19 protein-coding genes are annotated in these 16,651 nt (G+C 59.1%); 2 read left to right on the plus strand and 17 right to left on the minus strand.

Annotated features, from left to right (window positions below):
* Positions 1-11: 11 nt before the first annotated feature.
* The 13 genes from HCG46_RS03365 to HCG46_RS03420 form a co-directional block, all read right to left on the minus strand.
* Entirely contained in the window at positions 12-458 is a 447-nt protein-coding gene (locus HCG46_RS03365) for a hypothetical protein (protein ID WP_139314136.1), read from the minus strand.
* A gap of 278 nt (positions 459-736) precedes the next feature.
* On the minus strand, positions 737-1,522 hold the full coding sequence (locus HCG46_RS03370) for a hypothetical protein (protein WP_139314135.1): 786 nt from the start codon (positions 1,520-1,522) through the stop codon (positions 737-739).
* 137 nt (positions 1,523-1,659) lie between these two features.
* Positions 1,660-2,571 (minus strand): hypothetical protein, encoded by a 912-nt coding sequence (locus HCG46_RS03375; RefSeq protein ID WP_168684609.1) that lies wholly within the window; start codon positions 2,569-2,571, stop codon positions 1,660-1,662.
* 2 nt (positions 2,572-2,573) lie between these two features.
* The gene (locus HCG46_RS03380) at positions 2,574-2,888 is read right to left on the minus strand and encodes a hypothetical protein (protein WP_055655554.1); all 315 of its coding nucleotides are present in this window, start codon (positions 2,886-2,888) and stop codon (positions 2,574-2,576) included.
* A complete protein-coding gene (locus tag HCG46_RS03385; RefSeq protein WP_168684611.1) occupies positions 2,875-4,578 on the minus strand; it encodes a portal protein in 1,704 nt (567 codons plus the stop codon). Before HCG46_RS03385 ends, HCG46_RS03380 begins: the two co-directional genes overlap by 14 nt.
* Positions 4,578-4,799, minus strand: a complete 222-nt coding sequence (locus HCG46_RS03390; RefSeq protein WP_006936041.1) for a hypothetical protein — start codon at positions 4,797-4,799, stop codon at positions 4,578-4,580. Before HCG46_RS03390 ends, HCG46_RS03385 begins: the two co-directional genes overlap by 1 nt.
* A gap of 324 nt (positions 4,800-5,123) precedes the next feature.
* Complete coding sequence (locus HCG46_RS03395; protein WP_168684613.1) at positions 5,124-7,373, minus strand: hypothetical protein; 2,250 nt, start codon at positions 7,371-7,373, stop codon at positions 5,124-5,126.
* A complete protein-coding gene (locus HCG46_RS03400; protein ID WP_023000427.1) occupies positions 7,373-7,852 on the minus strand; it encodes a hypothetical protein in 480 nt (159 codons plus the stop codon). Before HCG46_RS03400 ends, HCG46_RS03395 begins: the two co-directional genes overlap by 1 nt.
* 146 nt (positions 7,853-7,998) lie before the next feature.
* The gene (locus tag HCG46_RS03405) at positions 7,999-8,469 is read right to left on the minus strand and encodes a hypothetical protein (protein ID WP_075282655.1); all 471 of its coding nucleotides are present in this window, start codon (positions 8,467-8,469) and stop codon (positions 7,999-8,001) included.
* Positions 8,470-8,577: 108 nt separating this feature from the next.
* Positions 8,578-9,066 carry a hypothetical protein gene (locus tag HCG46_RS03410; RefSeq protein WP_168684615.1) on the minus strand — a complete coding sequence of 163 codons (489 nt, stop codon included), beginning with the start codon at positions 9,064-9,066 and terminating at the stop codon, positions 8,578-8,580.
* Between the two features lie 22 nt (positions 9,067-9,088).
* Entirely contained in the window at positions 9,089-9,214 is a 126-nt protein-coding gene (locus HCG46_RS28510; RefSeq protein WP_286145751.1) for a hypothetical protein, read from the minus strand.
* The gene (locus HCG46_RS03415) at positions 9,214-9,684 is read right to left on the minus strand and encodes a hypothetical protein (protein WP_152510040.1); all 471 of its coding nucleotides are present in this window, start codon (positions 9,682-9,684) and stop codon (positions 9,214-9,216) included. Before HCG46_RS03415 ends, HCG46_RS28510 begins: the two co-directional genes overlap by 1 nt.
* A 225-nt stretch (positions 9,685-9,909) precedes the next feature.
* Complete coding sequence (locus HCG46_RS03420) at positions 9,910-10,308, minus strand: rhodanese-like domain-containing protein (RefSeq protein ID WP_168684617.1); 399 nt, start codon at positions 10,306-10,308, stop codon at positions 9,910-9,912.
* A 79-nt stretch (positions 10,309-10,387) separates the two neighbouring features.
* On the opposite strand from HCG46_RS03420, the gene ftrA reads away from it, so the two are divergent.
* Together ftrA and HCG46_RS03430 are read left to right on the plus strand one after the other, a co-directional pair.
* Positions 10,388-11,389 (plus strand): transcriptional regulator FtrA, encoded by a 1,002-nt coding sequence (gene ftrA / locus HCG46_RS03425; protein ID WP_168684619.1) that lies wholly within the window; start codon positions 10,388-10,390, stop codon positions 11,387-11,389.
* A gap of 335 nt (positions 11,390-11,724) precedes the next feature.
* Complete coding sequence (locus HCG46_RS03430) at positions 11,725-13,341, plus strand: radical SAM protein (protein ID WP_286185195.1); 1,617 nt, start codon at positions 11,725-11,727, stop codon at positions 13,339-13,341.
* On the opposite strand, the gene HCG46_RS03435 is transcribed toward HCG46_RS03430, so the two are convergent.
* From HCG46_RS03435 to HCG46_RS03450, 4 genes are all read right to left on the minus strand, one after another.
* Positions 13,338-13,955 carry a hypothetical protein gene (locus HCG46_RS03435; protein ID WP_168684623.1) on the minus strand — a complete coding sequence of 206 codons (618 nt, stop codon included), beginning with the start codon at positions 13,953-13,955 and terminating at the stop codon, positions 13,338-13,340. The two genes, HCG46_RS03430 and HCG46_RS03435, sit on opposite strands and share 4 nt — an antisense overlap.
* Positions 13,956-14,029: 74 nt before the next feature.
* On the minus strand, positions 14,030-14,596 hold the full coding sequence (locus HCG46_RS03440) for a hypothetical protein (protein WP_168684625.1): 567 nt from the start codon (positions 14,594-14,596) through the stop codon (positions 14,030-14,032).
* Positions 14,506-16,086, minus strand: a complete 1,581-nt coding sequence (locus tag HCG46_RS03445) for a terminase (protein ID WP_168684627.1) — start codon at positions 16,084-16,086, stop codon at positions 14,506-14,508. Before HCG46_RS03445 ends, HCG46_RS03440 begins: the two co-directional genes overlap by 91 nt.
* Positions 16,058-16,540: a hypothetical protein gene (locus tag HCG46_RS03450; RefSeq protein WP_055655578.1), complete on the minus strand. Its 483-nt coding sequence runs from the start codon at positions 16,538-16,540 to the stop codon at positions 16,058-16,060. The genes HCG46_RS03445 and HCG46_RS03450 overlap by 29 nt, the downstream gene beginning before the upstream one ends.
* Between the last annotated feature and the right edge of the window lie 111 nt (positions 16,541-16,651).

Genomic DNA, 16,651 nt, shown 5'->3' on the forward strand with positions numbered 1-16,651 from the left:
TTGGCCCTTATCTAAATGTTGTCAGACCAACCGCCCTTTTCGCAATACCATTTCGGTGCGGAAATCAACGAACTTTCCGAGCCCTCCCGACTGAGGCAAAGCTCACCTTTTCGGGATTTTTTTTGCGTATAAATATACGGGGGAGGCGGTGGAAAACCGAGAAATGCGGCGGTTCTTTTGTCGGCATATTCTTGCTTCACGACATAAGTCATATCTTGAGTTTTGTCGCAAATTCTCACTATTCGAAAATATTCGTTGTATACGCGAGAAATCCTCTCCTGATCCGCGCCAGCAAGACCGGTTTTCATTTCTTTCTCAAGCCGTTCGAAAATCGGTCCGGGATCACAGGCCGAAACCACCGTTTTCCCGTTTGCACCTGATAAATTTCTCTCTTCATCTGACGCACAGGCAACGAGAAACAGGCCCAACAAAATGCCCGATAGTCTTGATAGTTTCACAATCGAACTCTCCGATTTCGATCTTTTGATACCGGCATATTGTTCAAGATATGTTCCAAAAAACAACCATTAATTGCATCCGGTTAGAAAGCCAGGCCTTCGCACCGGAGACTGAAAAGATCGCCAGATTTTTCTGCCGGGGTGTCTGACCTGCTCCACAGACGGATTGCTGGCATCAGTTGGCACGATTGCTCATGGCACAGCACGACTTTGCAGGCAGGTGTCAGCTTGTGCAGGTTTATGGAAATGCGCTATAAACCGACACCTGCCAGCGAGTTTCATCTCTCTTCGAGCGCTGTGGAAAGTGGTAGGCTCGCAGGCCGCAGGAAGACCAAAGACTGCATCTTCAGGCACTGGAGCTGGTCGGCAGAACCGGGTTCGGCGCCGGAATAGACAACCATGGTATTTTCCTGTCCGCCGTCGTCAGACCCGGCGAACTCGAAGACCGATGTGCAAGGCGTTTCGAGAACCTTGTCCCGAAAGGAAAACTCGAAATCGCCGAACTTCGTCATTGGCGGCCCGAATTCGACGAGGGTGCCTCGACCGTCCGTGACCTTCATCAACTCAAAAATCGATAATCCGAGCGACTGAAAGAACTCTCCTTTCGGTGCAAGGACTTCAGTCAATTCCGTGCTGTTCTCGCCACTACCTTCTCCCGACCCCGGCTTCTTGGCCAGATCGACATTGAGAACGGTAATCGTGTTGGAAAGCTGGTAATCCAACACATCCACCGGAATGCTGTAATAGTCATTCCGTCCATAGGGCAGGTGCGAAATGCGATGCCCCGGGACATCCGGAAACTGCTCCGCATTTTGGTCGATTTCCTCAGGCGAGAAGCCCAGATAAACCACGCGGACGTCCTCCGCGACCCGCACCTTGAACGTGGCGGGATCGAGGCTTGATTTGACATAGCCCTCAATCTCCGATCGAAGAATTTCAGGCTGCTGTTCCCACGGGATGGCGGAACCATCTGCAGCCAGGCAAACCGACGGGAGAACAATGATCCCGGTCACTTTGAGAATTGCCCCTAATCCTTTGAAACAACGAAAGGTGCTTGTTTTCATTCCGGATCCCTCAAAATATGATCGCTCGCGAAGAAAAGCGTCGAAACGCTGAACAATCAGAATATGTTCATTATTTGTTCCAGATCAACCCTTAATTGAAATCGGCACGAAAACCTCTTCCGAAATCGGCGGCATTTTCAGAGACCGAACAATCTGGGATCCCGCCCCGCTGCGACGATCATCTGCCGTGCCCGCAAGGGGTTGTTTTCCAGAAGATCCGACTGCTGCCTGAGGTCCGGATTGCCGGTCTCGAAGGGATTGCCCCCCTCCCCGCCCGCGCCGAAACCGTTCAGGCCGTCTTCCGAAAAGGCGCTGTCGTGGATGAAGGCGAGCAGCTTCACCGCCACGGGGTCTGTCACCTGCTGCAAACCGTCGCTGCCTGCCGTGGTCAAGGCGCTTTTTTCCGCAAACCATCCTGTCAGGTCCACCCCGGCCGTCTTCAAGGTGCTCAGCGCCCGGTCGGCCTTGGCAATTGCGTTCTGATAGCCGTCGCTGTCCGGTTCGCCATATTCCCTGACCAGGGACAGGTGCGCTGCCTCGGCCGCCTGGCCCTGTTTCTGCGCGGCGTCAAAAGCCGCTTCCTCATGGGCGGAAAACTGCTCTGCCATCTTGCCCACCCACCGGTCGTGCAGCTTTTGCGCTGCCTCCGGGTGAAGCCCCGCCTCCTTGAACCAGTCTCCGGCTTCCTGCGCAAAGGCCTGGTCGTAGGGAAAGTTTTCCGGCAGCGTCTCGGGCATCTTGAAGCGATAGCCGTCCTTCGGTGTCCAGCGGCTGGAAACATCGGCATAAAAGGCAGCCTGCTCCTCGCTGCCGGCCTCCTCGCCCGGAACCCGCAGCGCCCCGGACAGTCTGTCTTCCAGCGAGCGATAGCCTTCCAGAATGCCGGCGGCATCGCGCCAGCCATAGCTGGCGGCCATGTCCCGGTCGGCATCGCTCAGGCCGTCGATGAAACCTCCCCCCTCCGAAGGGTGATGCCCCATACCATCGTGTCCAGAACTGTCGTGCCCGCCGGCCTCCGGTCCTGCTGCCGGCTCAATCGCGTCGTACATCGTCAATATTCCTCGTCAGTTTCGAACTCGGGCAGCATTTCCAGCCGGGCAGCTTCCTGCAGCGCGGCGTGCTCTTCCGGCGGAATGCGGATCATCGACAGGATGCGGGCATAAAGTGCCTTGCGCCCGTCCAGATAACCGCCCGCCCTCGGCTCCAGGTTCACCGGCGGCGCCTGGTAGATGCCGCATTCGGCGGCCAGGTCCGCCAGCACGATTTCGCCGTCCGGGCACAAAAAAACGGACCGATAGGCCCGTTCCAGCATTCCAGCCCGCTCCCGGCGCCGCCGGGCGGCTCGTTTGAGGCTACGCCAGACCATCCATCCCTCCCTCGCCGCCCAGGGCCTGCAGAAGCGGCGCCCCGTCGCGGGCGATCCGCGCCATGCTTTCGCCGGTCGCAAGCTGCTGCTGTTGCTGCTGCTCGGCCGCCCGTTCCTGCCGCAGTGCCTCCACCTCTTCCGGCCGCCGCTTCAGCTTGGCGGGCAGCCCCAACGCGCGGCGGGTCAGGTCGTATTCGGCTTCCCGGTCGTGCAGATCCAGAATGGAGGGATCGGCCCCCGCTGCGATGCCGAGATACTCCTGGAAGCCCATGATCGCCTCGAAATGCCCGGCCTCGCGCATCTGGTCGATGGGCGCCGTCGGCGTCAGGGTCACATCGCCCTCCAGCACGCTTTGCGGCGGGGCAAGGGGCGAACCGGGGGCAAAAGCGCCCCTTCGTCCCAGAATGCCGATCTCACGTTCGAACAAGGCCTCGTTTCCGGCCATGATGTTGGTGGAGAACGGCCCGATCATGTCGGCCATTTCCTTGCGGCGGATATTGGCTTCCGTTGCCGTGCGGCCATTGCCTTCCAGCAGCGTCTGCCACAGGTCGCCATAAAGCCCCACCCGCAGCTTCTCGCGGATGGTCTCGATCTGCGCATCCGCCGCGCCCGGGTTCACCGTGTCGATCATCGGCCGGAACAGCGGCCGGCCCTGTTCGTCGATCAGCCCGGGGTTGATCCGGCCGGGGTTGAGGTCAAGCTGGCGCTCCTGCGCATGGGTGGCGATCGGCGGGCGCACCGCCTGCGAACTGGCAATCAGCCCGTCTCGTGCCAGGCTCTGCAGGCTCTTGATGTCGCTCATCAGCTTTGCCTGCGGCGGCGAGCCATAGGGCGACAGCCCGTCCCGGTCCCACCGGCTGATCACCAGCGGATATTCGAAGAAGCCGCCCCGCCGGCAGATATGCCCGCTGTCTTCCTCGAAGTGGATGCTCTCGAACCGGGATTTCCTGGTGTCGGTTGCCTGGGCGTGACCGCCTTCGCGCACAAAGCAGGCATGCACGAAAGTGTAGTCCGTGTTCTTGCGCTTCGCGTCGGCCGCGTCTTCCTTCACCTTGGGCGACACCTTGCCGGCGTATTCCTTCACCGCCTGCCACGCCTTCAGCGTGCGCACCCGAAAGAACCCGCAATCGTTGCCCTGGGCATCGATGACCAGGTAAATCTCGTAAAGCGGCACATAGCGGTAGTGAACCGGCGTGCGGATATCAGCCAGGCTGTCCTCGTTTTCGACCGGAAACAGCACACCCGTCCCCAGTTTCACGGTGGACAGCAGACGCGAGCGGTTGGCCAGCGCAAAGCCGGAACGTCCCGAATACCGCACACGAAACAGGTGATCGCGCACCAGTTCGAAAAACTCCTCGTCCGCCTGGCTGGGCGCCGGCGCAAACGGATCGCCGAAACCGACCCCATGCCAGGGAAAGCCTTCGGGCATGGTCAGCGAGCCGATGCCGGAAGCAAGCCTGTCCAGCAGCCAGACAGCGGTCGGGTCGTACAGCTTGCGCGACCGGTCCCGGGCGGCAGACCCGCGCAGGGCGCTCATGCCATCCCGGGCGCTCACGCCGCCGGGCCGGTTGAAGGCCCGCTCCATGTCCGGCGCCGTATAGGTGACATAGTCCTGCCAGTCCGCCTCCACCCATTGGCGCTCCGCCCGGGCCGATTGCAACTCGGTTTTCAGATCGTCGACAACTCCCATCACGCACGCCCCAAAAGTGTGACACCGGGCCGCGAGGCACTGCCGTAATCGGCAACGCCCAACGGGCCGGTCAGGTTGGTGGCCCGGGTGTTATAGGCGGCGGCCCGGCGCCGGCGCCCGTTTTCCTGCAGGTTGCGCGCCTGCCGCTGCGGGTCGGGTTCGCGCGGCGGCGGCGGTGTCGGTTCCGGGTCCGGCTGCTTGGAGCCTCCCCCACCAAACATGCACATGGGTGGTCCCTTTCTCTCAATGTCTTGAAAACGTGTAATCGGCGCCGCCTGCCGGCACGGCGGCAGCGCCTCAAGGCCGGTCCGCGCAAGCGGCCGGAAAAAGATCGAACGGACGTATCCGGCTGCGCCAAGGCGTTCCTGCCGGCCAAGCCGCAATTTTCCAAAGTACCGGTATGAGGTCTGTTTTAGCCCTGTTTTGACGAAGCGTCCAGCAAGGCCAGATGTCTGAACCTGTTGTTCAGACACGCATTTCCGGAAAGCTCTTGCCACTCAAAGGCTTTTTGAAGCTTCCCGGTTGTGCGCCCGAGGCGGTGTTTTTCACCGCGCCCCGGAGGAAGCTCCATCCACCGGCGCAGCTTTACCGGGCGCTGCGGCAGCCAGCGCCGCCGGAATGTTTCCAGCCGGTGCGGCAGGGGCCTGCCGCGCGGCCCGCCTGCTGTTGTTTGGGATGTGCGCCTGCCACGCCCTGTCCCGAACCCGGCCGACATTTGCCTGAAAGTCTTCCGTCAGCAAATGGCGCTGTCCGGTCTCGTCGTCATAGGTCAATGTCATGCGCGGGCCGTAGCCGTCCTCGTCCGCCGGGGCCTGCTGCCTGTCCCGGCCGGTCTTGTCATTTGGCATCAGATGCCATTTCGCGGCGCGCACACCCTGTGCTTTCAGCAGGTCCTCAACGTCCTTGCGCACGTAACCATGGCCGTCTTTTTCAAGATCCGGATAGGCTGTCTCGACCGGATATTTCAATACGGTTCCTGCCGCCTCCGGCGCGAAGGCCGAAAGACCCCACATCTGCTTGAACCGGTAAATCGCATAGTCCCTGGCAGCCTCCTTGTGGCCGCCCAGTTCGACATAGCTTTGCCTGAACAGCCTTTCGTAATCCGCAAGCGCTTCCGCCTCTTCGGCGGCAGTTCTGCCGATCTGCCGATATCGGTCATAGGAACTTTTCCGGGCCAGATCAGCAGATGCAGCCAAACCGGCCGAGGCGTCAGCAACATCGGCCGCCGTTGTGGCACTCACGCCGTCCAGCTTGCCGGTGCCCACTTCGGCCCCAACTGCGCCGGCTCCAGACACGCTGCCCTCAGACACGCCGTTTTGGCGCGCCTCCTCAAAACCGGGGGCCAGAATGGCGGAAGAGCCTGGCAGAACCGGCTTCTCGCCCAATGGCACTTGCCCGCCATCCATCAGGATGGTTTCAGAAGAAAGACTGTCATCCTCCAGCCGCGGTGCCGTAAGCGGCGCATCTGTCGCCGCCATCGGGGCCGCCGACAACAGTTGCCTGACCTGTCCACGGCGCAGCTCTGCGTCTCTCGTCAGGGTGTCAGTCAATTCTTCGCGTGTTGCGCCGCGGCTTGCGGCCTGCTCCACGGCTCCGCCGGCCTCAAGCGCGTTCTGTATCCCCTGCAGCGCCTGTAAGGCCTCTTCCTCATCCTCGCTGCCGGCAAACGCCCAGTCGATTGCGCTGCCCACCGCGCCTGTCAGCGCGTCCCGGCCATAAACGTACGCCCCAAATGCCTCCGAACCTTCCACTGTTGTAGCAATTTCGGCCATTTTCCGGATCACCAGGTTGTCCGGATAGGCTTCGCCATAAAGCTGGGTCAAGGCGATAATGTCGTCCAGATTGCCCAGAACGTCCCAGGCCTTTTTCAACGGCCAGACAGGCGTCAGCGAAACGGCCAGGTCGAGGCCCGCCTCCGCCGCCATGGACTTCAGATCGTCCTCTGTAAACTCCAGCCCCAGCTCTCTTGCCGCCTGCGCAAACGGTATGTTCCGCTCGTCCGCACGTGCCTGAACCTTGTTGAATATCACCGGCGCGGCAAGGCCAAGAACGAAAACCAGCGCGCCGTTCTTGACCAACTTCTTAAACCGCTTGCCAACGTTGAGTTCAATCGGTCGGTGAGCGTTCTTAATCTCGAGCGCTGCCTCGAAGCTTTCAGGAATCTTCGGGTGACTTTGCTCTAGATTGTGAAAAGCACCAAATTTTTGGCTAGTCGAGTTCGCTGCGTGAACAATTGTGTCGTGCTGTTGCGGTGTCAGCGGTACATCCGGATGGGTGAGCATCGAGATCATCAGGGATTTGAAACTCATCCGTCTGAATTTCATGCGCTCAAGTGCATTGTCGGCATTGAATTTGTTATCTAGAAAAGCACCGTCCGCACTAATAACGAGAAAATCGTACTTCTCTCTGTTGTTTCTATTCAGCATGAACTGCCGGACATCCATATCCCAGCCTTCATACCCCCCTCTGGACGAGTTTCGCCTATTATCCGGATCGAATTTCTTCTTGGCCCGCTCGGATTTCACCTCGGATGCTGTGAGGATCTTGTTGTTGTAAGTTCTTTTTTTCAACCAGCCATCGAAATGCGGCAGATATTCAATCGCAATATTGTTTGTGAGTTCTGTTGTTCCAACGCTTGGTACATAGAGAACCTTGTCGCCCAATCCAGCAACGGCATCAAGAACAGAAAATACTTTGTTCCTTATTTGTTCTTTTGGTAATTTTTTTTCGACAGTATAGGCGAGCAACGTCCCGACCTTGGCATGGTCGAGTGCAACGACTGTTTGCTTGCTCATCACAAGCCTCCTTCGTCTTGCTCGATGTAACCACTATCTAGCAAAAATTCGACACACGCCTTTGACCGAACAGATTCGTATTTTCCCGCAAGGACATCGCAGGCAGTAAACATACCAAAACTATACAGGTGCCTGGCTTCGTGAGGATACCCGGATTTCAGGCAGTACCATTCGTAAAAGTCTCCCATGAGTATGTGAGCCTCTAGTGGCCGGTTGTCCCATTCCGGATCCCCCCTGCCAACGGCTCCCCCATTGGCGTCAACAACTTTCAACCACTCCATTTGCTGAGCAGTCGCATCTCTAAGTTCCGGGTCTTTTAGCAGAAGTTCAGCAAAACGCTGCACTTGGGAGAGCCTGGTACTCACAAGGAAGACCTCTGGATCATGTCGATAGATATAATCGACCGCCTCTTGCCCCCCTTCTTCGTAATATGCCTGCAATTCTTCCCGCCAGCCGGTAATATCTTCAAAATCCGCCATGGGTGCTGTGTCCAAATTATCTCAAATGTTACTAATTGTTCCGAAACTCTCTCAGCCCCGCTTTGCGGTGGCGATCAATCCTTCCAGCCCGAAGTTTTTCATGATCGGGCTGATTTCATTGGCATCTATCGCAACAATCTTCTCCATCACGCCTCCTCCCCCGGAAAGGAGACAAAAGACGCATAGTTTTCCTTGATGAAGTCTCGGGCCTGTTCAGTTCTGAGTGATGTCAGCCTGCCCTCCTCCAAATCGATGGCCAGCCATGTCGCAACGATCATGTCCCTTTTGTCAAAGCGAACCGGAGCTTTCATCAGGTACCATTTCCTGAAATCGATAATGGTGTCATGAGCCTCGAGCGGGTTCAGCTCTACAAACTCATCATCGTGAACCTCCAGATCATGCTTTTCGGCATAGGCCGCAAACCAGATTTTCTTCCGTAAAGCCTCGTGCAGCTCTTCATCCCCGCGGATCAGTTCAACCATCTGCACGACGTTCTCATATGGAACTTTAATGCCACCGTAGCGCTTGTTGCCGGCAAAGAAGGCCCTGCCTTCTTCCGTTTTCTCAAATGCGGCCAGCTCTTCCCGCCAGCCGGTAATGTCGTCAAAATCCGCCATGGGTCCTATGTCCAAATCCATACCAAATGTTCATCAATTGTTCCGAAACACTCTTGCACACGACAGAAGCACTGCGTCTGCTTACGTCCGGAAAAATAACCTTCTCTCTCATTTCGCCCCCTTGTCTGAAAAGGCGATATCCGTCGAATGCTCTCTTTCAGCGTAAGCCCGGGTCTCCGGAGCCGCCAGGGATGGAAGCTCTCCGGTCGCAACCCTGTAGGCTAAGCGCCGGCCGGGATCGAGGTTACCGTCATAGGGGATCTGCGTTTTCATCGCATACCAGCGTTCGAAGTCGTAGATGGTTTCGTTGTCCGCCCACGGGCAAAGCTCATCAAACCCCTCATCATCCCGGCCGAAATCCGGATTGGCATTCAGATAATCGCGCCAAGCACCTGATTTCTTCAGTGCCTCAAGAACTGCCGGATGCCTGAGGAATAACTCTGCGAAATGGAGGATTGTTTCATATGGCAATTTGGGTGCCCGGGGTCTTGTTGGGCTCCACGAACTGTATTTGTCGAAAAAGGCCCTGCCTTCTTCCGTTTTCTCAAATGCGGCCAGCTCTTCCCGCCAGCCGGTAATATCTTCAAAATCAGCCATGGGTCCTGTTTCCAAATCCCTCTCAAACGTTCACTAATTGTTCCAAAGCTGTTTCAGCCCGTTTTGCGGTGGCGATCAATCCTTCCAGCCCGAAGTTTTTCATGATCGGGCTGATTTCACTGGCATCTATCGCAACAACCTTCTCCATCACGTCTCCTCCCCCGGAAAGGAGACGAACGGAGAATATTTTTTCCTCGTGAAATCCATCGCTTCCTCTGTTCGGAGGTCGGTCACATTCCCGGCCTCGACGTCATCCGCCAAATTTGCAGCGATCAGTAGGTTGCTTTTGTCTGCGTGAATCCGGGATTTCGTCAGGTACCAACGTCCGAAGAAAATAATGGTATCGTAAGCGTCAATAGGATGAAGCTCCTGATACTGCTCGTCATAGGCCTCAAGGTCATGTTCCTCGACGTATTGAGCAAACCAGAGTGTCTTCTTCAAAGCCTCGTGCAGCTCTTCATCACCACGGATCAGTTCAACCATCTGCACGACGTTCTCATATGGAACTTTGCGGCCACCGTAGCGCTTGTTGCCGGCAAAGAAGGCCCTGCCTTCTTCCGTCTTCTCAAATGCGGCCAGCTCTTCCCGCCAGCCGGTCAAATCTTCAAAATCCGCCATGGGTCCTGCGTCCAAATTCCCTAAAAAATGTTCATTCTTTGTTCCTGAGAGGATTGTGGTTGATCCAGTGAATTTTTGCAACCTGCCGCTGGAGCTTTCCTGAAGGCTTCCCTTGCCGCGGCCCTGGCTATCGTTTCTCTTCGACCGATGCTGCTGGTAATGCCCCCGCCTGACCGGCCAAAGCAGGCAGGGTCAGGCAGGCAGGGGCTCTTGCTGCGGCTCAGCTCATGAATTACCGGTTGCCAGCTCAAAACCTTCGTCGATCCAGCCGGTCACGCCACCTGCCATGATCTTCACCGGGCGTCCCAGTTCCGCAAGCCGCAACGCCCCCCGTGCGGCACCGTTGCAATGCGGGCCGGCGCAATAGGTCACGAACAATGTCTCCTCCGGCCACCTGGCCATCTTGGAACGGATGATCTTGCCGTGGGGAAGGTTGATCGCGCCGGGCACATGGCCTTTTTCGAACAGCGCCGGACTGCGCACATCCAGCAACACAAAGCCAGGCTCGCCCTGAAGGGCGTCGTGCACATCCCAGCAATCGGCCTCGAAGGTAAATTCAGCGGCAAAATGTTCCCTGGCGAGATCGCTCGGTGCGGCCGGAATAGCGGTGACATTGTTGGTCATGAAGGTCTCCTTTCCCGCTGTTTGTCGCCGTCTGAACGCCGATTGGCAATTGGCGTGATTGACTATATACGTAAATATCATGACAAAAGACACAGCCCCTCAAACCGCGGCCCCCTCAGCTCTGGAAGGCCCGCTTGTTGTCGCCCTGCTGTACGATGGGCTCTGCACGTTCGAGTTCGGTATCGTCGCCGAGATATTCGGTCTGGCCCGCCCCGAATTCGGCACCGACTGGTACCGCTTCGCCAGTTGCCCGGTCGAGGAAGGCCCCTTACGCGCCCATGGCGGTTTGACACTCGTGCCAGACCATGGCCCGGAACGCATAGCCGAGGCGGACATCATCGTCGTGCCCGGCTGGAAAGGGGCGGATTACCCGGTTCCCCAAGCGCTTGCCGACCGGCTTTGCGAGGCCCACAGCCGGGGCGCGCGGCTCGTGTCCATCTGTTCCGGTGCGTTCGTACTAGCAGCCACCGGTCTGCTCGACGGTCGCTCCGCCACCACCCATTGGCGCTACGCGGAAAAGCTGCGCGAGCGGCACCCTGCTGTCACCGTCGACGAGGCCTCGCTCTACCGTCAGGAAAACCGGATCTACACGTCTGCGGGCAGCGCCGCCGGCATCGATCTGATGATCGAAATCATTCGCCAGGATTACGGAGCCGACAAGGCCAACTCCGTTGCGCGCCGCCTCGTCGTTCCCGCCCACCGCACCGGCGACCAGGCTCAGTTCCTGGAACGCCCCGTCGCTCATCGCGAGGGCAACGAAATCGCACCGATTCTGGAGCGAGTCAGGCAGGCGCTGCAGACGGCCTGGACCATTGAAACCATGGCGGCCCTCTGCCGCCTCAGCCCGCGCACCTTCCAGCGCCGCTTCACCGAAGCAACGGGGCTGACACCGGGCGAGTGGCTGGTTCAGGAGCGTCTGGAGGCCGCCAAGGAGATCCTCAGCCGGGGCGACGACGACATGGAAACGATCGCGGCCCGCGTCGGTTTCGGCAGCGCCCACGCGCTCCGCCACCACTTCCGCAAGAAACTCGGCCTGCGCCCAACCGACTACCGCATCCGCTTCGCTGCCCGCACGGCCTGATGCCAGCGGCCTTTTCCCAGGAGTATTGTCCCAGCAGACTTATCAAAGCGGCGGACCATGGACATATTTCCCGAATGCGAGAACCTTCCCAAACGTAATCTAAGTATTTCCTCCGAACCGGATCCTTGTTAGCCTGATTTTGAATAATTCAACCGGCGGGGAAAGCCATGAAACCGGATATTTTTCACCTGGTTCTTATCAGGCCAACGAAATATGACGACAACGGCTATCCGATTCACTGGCACAAAACTTCGATACCGGCCAATTCACTTTCTTGTCTTCTCGGAATTTCCAGGGATTGCGAACATAGGCAGGTTCTGGGGCCTGAGGTGGAAATGGTCATCCAGGCAATTGACGAAGGCAACACCCGCATCCGACCGGATCAGTTGATCGCCGGTATTCAGCGGCGGGGCGGTAAGGCCCTCATCTGCTTCACCGGCGTCCAGAGCAACCAGTTTCCGAGAGCTGTCGATCTTGCTCGCCCATTTCTCCTGGCCGGCCTCCCGGTTTGCATCGGCGGCTTTCACATCACCGGCTGCATGGCCATGCTGCCGCAGATGCCTGCCGATATGCGCGAAGCCGCGGATCTCGGCATCAGTTTTTTTCTGGGCGAGGCCGAAGGCGGCCGGTTCGACCCGGTCCTGCACGACGCCTATGCAGGCAAACTGAAACCCATCTACGATCACCTGAAGGACTTGCCGTCCCTGCCCGGTGAGCCGGTGCCCGTTGTCGATCGGGCGCAGGTCGAAAGATCTACCCTTGGCTATGGCAGTTTCGATCTCGGCCGTGGCTGCCCCTTCGAGTGCAGCTTCTGCTGCATCATCAATGTCCAGGGGCGTGGCAGCCGGTTCCGATCGACGGAGGATCTGGAGAATATCATCCGCGACCACGCAAGAATCGGGGTCACCAAGTTCTTTGTCACCGACGACAATTTCGCCCGAAATCGCAACTGGGAAGCCTTTCTCAACACGCTCATCCGCATGCGGGAAGACGAAGGTCACACATTCACGCTGATCATCCAGGTTGACACCCTCTGTCACAAGATCCCGAATTTTATCGAGAAATGCGTACGTGCCGGTGTTGATCAGGTTTTTATCGGCCTGGAAAACATCAATCCGGACAATCTGGCAGGCTCCAAGAAACGGCAAAACAAGATCACCGACTACCGGGAGATGTTCCTGGCCTGGAAGAAACACCCGGTCATCCTGACCGCCGGTTACATCATCGGCTTTCCCAACGACACCCGCGCCTCGGTCCTTCACGATATCGACGTCCTCAAGCGGGAGCTTGCCGTCGATATCCTGTCGCTCTCCATCCTGACGCCCTTGCCCGGCTCGGAGGATCACCGCGATGCGGTCGCCGCCGGCACCTGGATCCATCCGGACCTCAACCGGTACGACCTCACACACAATGTCATCCGCCATCCGAACCTGCCCGGGGAGGAACTGGACAAGCTCTATCTGGATGCCTGGGCCAGCTTCTATTCACCGGACCATTGCCGCACGATTCTGCGCCGGGCTGCCGCCCTCGGCAGCAACAAGAAGATCGCCACCATGAATCGGCTGATCATTTACGGAACCGCGTCCCGGCTGCACAATGTGTTTTCGCTCGATGGCGGCTTTCTGCGACTGAAATACCGCAAGGACCGCCGCCAGGGTCTGCCTCTGGAAAATCCGTTGGTCTTCTATCCGAAATATTATCTCGAAACCCTGCGGAACCTTGCCATCCTGACTGCCACCCGCTGGCGCTATCTGCGTTTCATCAGGAAACTCTGGTCAGATCCGAACCGCTTCGCCTATTCCGATCAGGCAATTGCATCGGTGGAAAAGGCCGAGTTCGAAACGCTGGAACTCTACACCGCGACCCGCGGCGGCCGTCAGGCAGTTGCCACCCATCGGAAAATGGAAGGCATCAAGCAGCGCGCGCGCGGAACGAAGGTGGCAAAAGCTTAAATCGTCTGCAGATACTTCTGCAGTTTCTCGCGTTGCGGATAGTCCGCGAGGAAGTTGTCCGAGTTCACCTGAAACATGCCGTCCACGGTCACCACCGTGCCGCCCGGTTTGAAATGCGCCGCGCAGAAAAACGGCAAGCCGGGCTTCTTCAGGTCCCACTGCAGAAAACCGCCGCCCATCGGATATTGATCGCGCGGGGCCATATGTTCGTCATGCCGGATCGTGGGCATGACCTTCACCAGACGCTTCGGCCCGGTCACGGTTGCAAGGCTCAGGGCGCGGGTCTGCAGATCGCGGTATCCCGCAGCGCCGCGGTCCGCCAGAATGCCGTCATGCACGGTCGCGCGCCGCCTGTCCGCCTCCTGCGTTTCCTCCGGCAGGCCATACCGCCCGCCTGATCGCAAGGTCGTGCCCTGAAACTCGAATACTTCCGGCAACGGCAAGTGCTTGAGGACCAGCAGCTTGAACCCCTGGTCCAGGCGGCCCTTGTGATAACCGATGTTTTCCTCGGTCCTGCGATAGTCGGACAGAACGATGGCATTCAGTTGAGAGATATTGCCTGCGAAATGTTTCGTCATCTGCCCGACAGGCAGATCATCCTTGGATGAAGACAAGGCTGAGCCTCCAGATAAAAACGTCAAAATAGCAATGGCCGGACGCTACCAGCCTTCCCGGTTTCGAACAACGCTCATGGCCGCTTGTCCCCCCTTACCCAGGCATAGACATAAAAGTCCTCCCCGCCCCGGCCATAGGCTCTAAGCCGCCCTTCGCGTGTTGCGCCCAGCGCCTCGATCCAGCCATGGGCAATGTCATGATTTTCCAGCGTAATTACCTGCAGCCGCCGGCAATCCCGTTCCACAATCTGCCGGATATCCAGCAAGTGCCGTGTGATCGCCGGCACACATCGGCGGAATCGGTCCGTGCCGAAGGCCCAGGCCTGCCAGTGGTCCGGATCGAAGGCGGACGCCCGGCTGAAGCCATAGGCCGCCGCCGGCTGGCCGTCGTACCAGAGCGACCACACCATGCCCGGCACCGCCGTCTGCAACGCGCAGGCCGCCAGCGCCCTTGTGTCCCATTCCTTCCACAGACAGGCGATCTCGCGCAGGTCCTGATCGCGCATGTTGGCCGCGATGAAGCTGGCATCCCGCAGGCAAAGGTCGCGGATCAGAAACCGTCCAGCGGGTCGCCCAGTGGCGCCATCCGGCTTTCGACCCCGGTTCTCAGAACCTTCTTCAGCTCCGCTTTCTGTTTCCATCCCAATGCCTCGACAATCGCATCCGCCTCGTCCGGGGAAGAGCCCAGCCGGTCCTTGATCTCTTCCTTGCTCTCGATCAGGATTTTCCCGTTTCGCATCTTCCAGCGATGCGCCGTCAACTGCGCCTTCACCGTTGCCGATCGCCGGATTGCCAGCCCAAGCCCGCTCTTGGGGTGCAAGGCCTCGCGCAAGCGCCAGTAAAGTTCGGCGCGCAAGTTGTAGAACGGGATCCTGCTGTCCTTCGCACTCTCGCCCGACTGGGCGGAGAAGACGCATTTTTCCGCCGGAATGTTGTTTTCCCGCTTCAGGAACCCAACCGTATCGCCGCCCCAGCCGCCGGTGCAGTCCACCACGATCATCGCATTGTCGCGCCGCTCGCGGATGATCAGCGAACCGACATCCGCACCATCCTTCGTGTCGGTGCCCTTGCGCACGATGTTGGTTTCAAAGCGCCGGCCATGCAGCGGCTGCAGCACCGTCCTGTCCTTCCCGCCCTGGGCAACGTCCACCGCCAGCACCGTCATCGGTTCGTCCCGATCGATGCCCTGGTCGTATCGCTCGAAGGCAAGGTCCACCCAGTCGGACGGGATCACCTGCCACTCGTGGTCCTGCCGGGCCGCCAGAAAGTCTCCGGTCTTCAGCGCCGTGCGCATCGGCTCGGGCATCTGGTCGAGCTGGGCATCGTAATCCGTTCCAAGAAAGCGGTTGTCCTGCCGCCGTGCCGGAATGAAGGTCCGGCTCTTGGGGGTGCGGACTTCGCCTTCGATCTCCACCGGCTCCGGCCCGTCCACCCACACCGTGCGAATGGTATCGCCGTCGTCAATGAACACCGCCCACAGGATCTCGCCCGGCTGCACCTTGCCGTAGAGCGGATGCAGCGGATCGAGCCAGGGCGCGAACCAGTCGCTCAGGTAGTCCCCCTGCCCACCCAGCGGCGGATTGGTGGCGATCAACCCGCGGCAACGCTGGCCCTTTCGCGTCGTGCGCAGCCAACCGAGCACGAAGATGATCTTGCGCGGGTCCATCTGCGCGCCCTCGTCGAAGGCCTTCAGGTCATGGTCGCGCCCCTGCCAGTCCTCTTCCGCCCCCGGCAGCCCCAGGTGGCCGAATTCGATCAGCCGCTCGTCGGGCCCGGTCCACCTTGGCGGATTGCCGGAAATCTTGCCCATGCCCGCCTGGCGCATCAGCGCGTTCATGCGTTCGCTCAAGCCCTTCAGGGACTTGAGCGACTGACGGAAAATCGCTGCCTTGTGGTGGGCAAACAGCGCCAGCCCGGCAATCAGGTCCGTCTTGCCGCCGCCCGCCGCGCCGCCGTAAAGCGTCAGATCGGCTTTTGAGAAATAGCCTTCCGTTTGCGGTCCAACCTGAGGCCGCCAGACGGAAAACTGGTCCAGCACTCCCGCCTCATCCAGTTGTTTCTGCAAGGCAACCCGCTCGTCCGCGGGCATCCGGTCGATGTGGTCAATCAGCGTTTCGAGGGCCGTCGCCATTCTTTGGCATGTCCTTTCCGGTCAGCAATGCCATCACGCCCAGAGCGATTTCCTCCGAGCTGCGCGGTTTCAATGTCTCGAGTGTCTGGCTGTCTTCCGGCCCGCTCCAGACCGGCCATGCTTCCGGCTCCGTCCGCTCCCGCCAGCCGGCACGGTTCTTCATGGCAAAGGTCCAGGCACTGGCGTTGAATTTCGCCAGCTCTCCCCTGGCGCCGTCCTTGCCGATCCGCTCCCACTCCAGAAGGCCGCGCCGGGCGGCTTCTTCCAGCCTTGCGGGCGGAAAGTCCTCGGGAAACTGTTCAGCGTAATAGCGGATCGTCCGGCGGTCGGCGTCCGGAAAACTGTCGATCGAATATCCGGCGGCAATATGCGCGCAAAACTCCGCGCACACCTTCCGGCGCGCTCTGGCTGTCGGCCACTTCAGCGCGCTGCCGCCCCCTTCTGGCAAAGTCATGGGTCGCACTTTCCTGCAAGTCGTCTGGAGGTCAGTTCAAGACACGGTCCGCAGCTTCCCCATCGCCGGTCCTTGGCCCCGGCGCTCGAAGCACCAGATGCAAAAGCCTGC

Source organism: Labrenzia sp. PO1 (genome assembly GCF_012273635.1).
Taxonomy (GTDB): Bacteria; Pseudomonadota; Alphaproteobacteria; order Rhizobiales; family Stappiaceae; genus Roseibium; species Roseibium algicola.

Coding starts and splice junctions, on each gene's coding strand:
- HCG46_RS03400 (WP_023000427.1), bottom strand. CDS start 7,852: ATGGCGGATTTTGAAGATATTACCGGCTGGCGGGAAGAATTGCAGGCA.
- HCG46_RS03440 (WP_168684625.1), bottom strand. CDS start 14,596: ATGGAAACAGAAAGCGGAGCTGAAGAAGGTTCTGAGAACCGGGGTCGA.
- HCG46_RS03385 (WP_168684611.1), bottom strand. CDS start 4,578: ATGGGAGTTGTCGACGATCTGAAAACCGAGTTGCAATCGGCCCGGGCG.
- ftrA (WP_168684619.1), top strand. CDS start 10,388: ATGACAAAAGACACAGCCCCTCAAACCGCGGCCCCCTCAGCTCTGGAA.
- HCG46_RS03410 (WP_168684615.1), bottom strand. CDS start 9,066: ATGGCTGATTTTGAAGATATTACCGGCTGGCGGGAAGAGCTGGCCGCA.
- HCG46_RS03430 (WP_286185195.1), top strand. CDS start 11,725: ATGGTCATCCAGGCAATTGACGAAGGCAACACCCGCATCCGACCGGAT.
- HCG46_RS03380 (WP_055655554.1), bottom strand. CDS start 2,888: ATGGTCTGGCGTAGCCTCAAACGAGCCGCCCGGCGGCGCCGGGAGCGG.
- HCG46_RS03395 (WP_168684613.1), bottom strand. CDS start 7,373: ATGAGCAAGCAAACAGTCGTTGCACTCGACCATGCCAAGGTCGGGACG.
- HCG46_RS03390 (WP_006936041.1), bottom strand. CDS start 4,799: ATGTTTGGTGGGGGAGGCTCCAAGCAGCCGGACCCGGAACCGACACCG.
- HCG46_RS28510 (WP_286145751.1), bottom strand. CDS start 9,214: ATGGAGAAGGTTGTTGCGATAGATGCCAGTGAAATCAGCCCGATCATG.
- HCG46_RS03420 (WP_168684617.1), bottom strand. CDS start 10,308: ATGACCAACAATGTCACCGCTATTCCGGCCGCACCGAGCGATCTCGCC.
- HCG46_RS03370 (WP_139314135.1), bottom strand. CDS start 1,522: ATGAAAACAAGCACCTTTCGTTGTTTCAAAGGATTAGGGGCAATTCTC.
- HCG46_RS03450 (WP_055655578.1), bottom strand. CDS start 16,540: ATGACTTTGCCAGAAGGGGGCGGCAGCGCGCTGAAGTGGCCGACAGCC.
- HCG46_RS03375 (WP_168684609.1), bottom strand. CDS start 2,571: ATGTACGACGCGATTGAGCCGGCAGCAGGACCGGAGGCCGGCGGGCAC.
- HCG46_RS03415 (WP_152510040.1), bottom strand. CDS start 9,684: ATGGCGGATTTTGAAGATTTGACCGGCTGGCGGGAAGAGCTGGCCGCA.
- HCG46_RS03445 (WP_168684627.1), bottom strand. CDS start 16,086: ATGGCGACGGCCCTCGAAACGCTGATTGACCACATCGACCGGATGCCC.
- HCG46_RS03405 (WP_075282655.1), bottom strand. CDS start 8,469: ATGGCGGATTTTGACGACATTACCGGCTGGCGGGAAGAGCTGGCCGCA.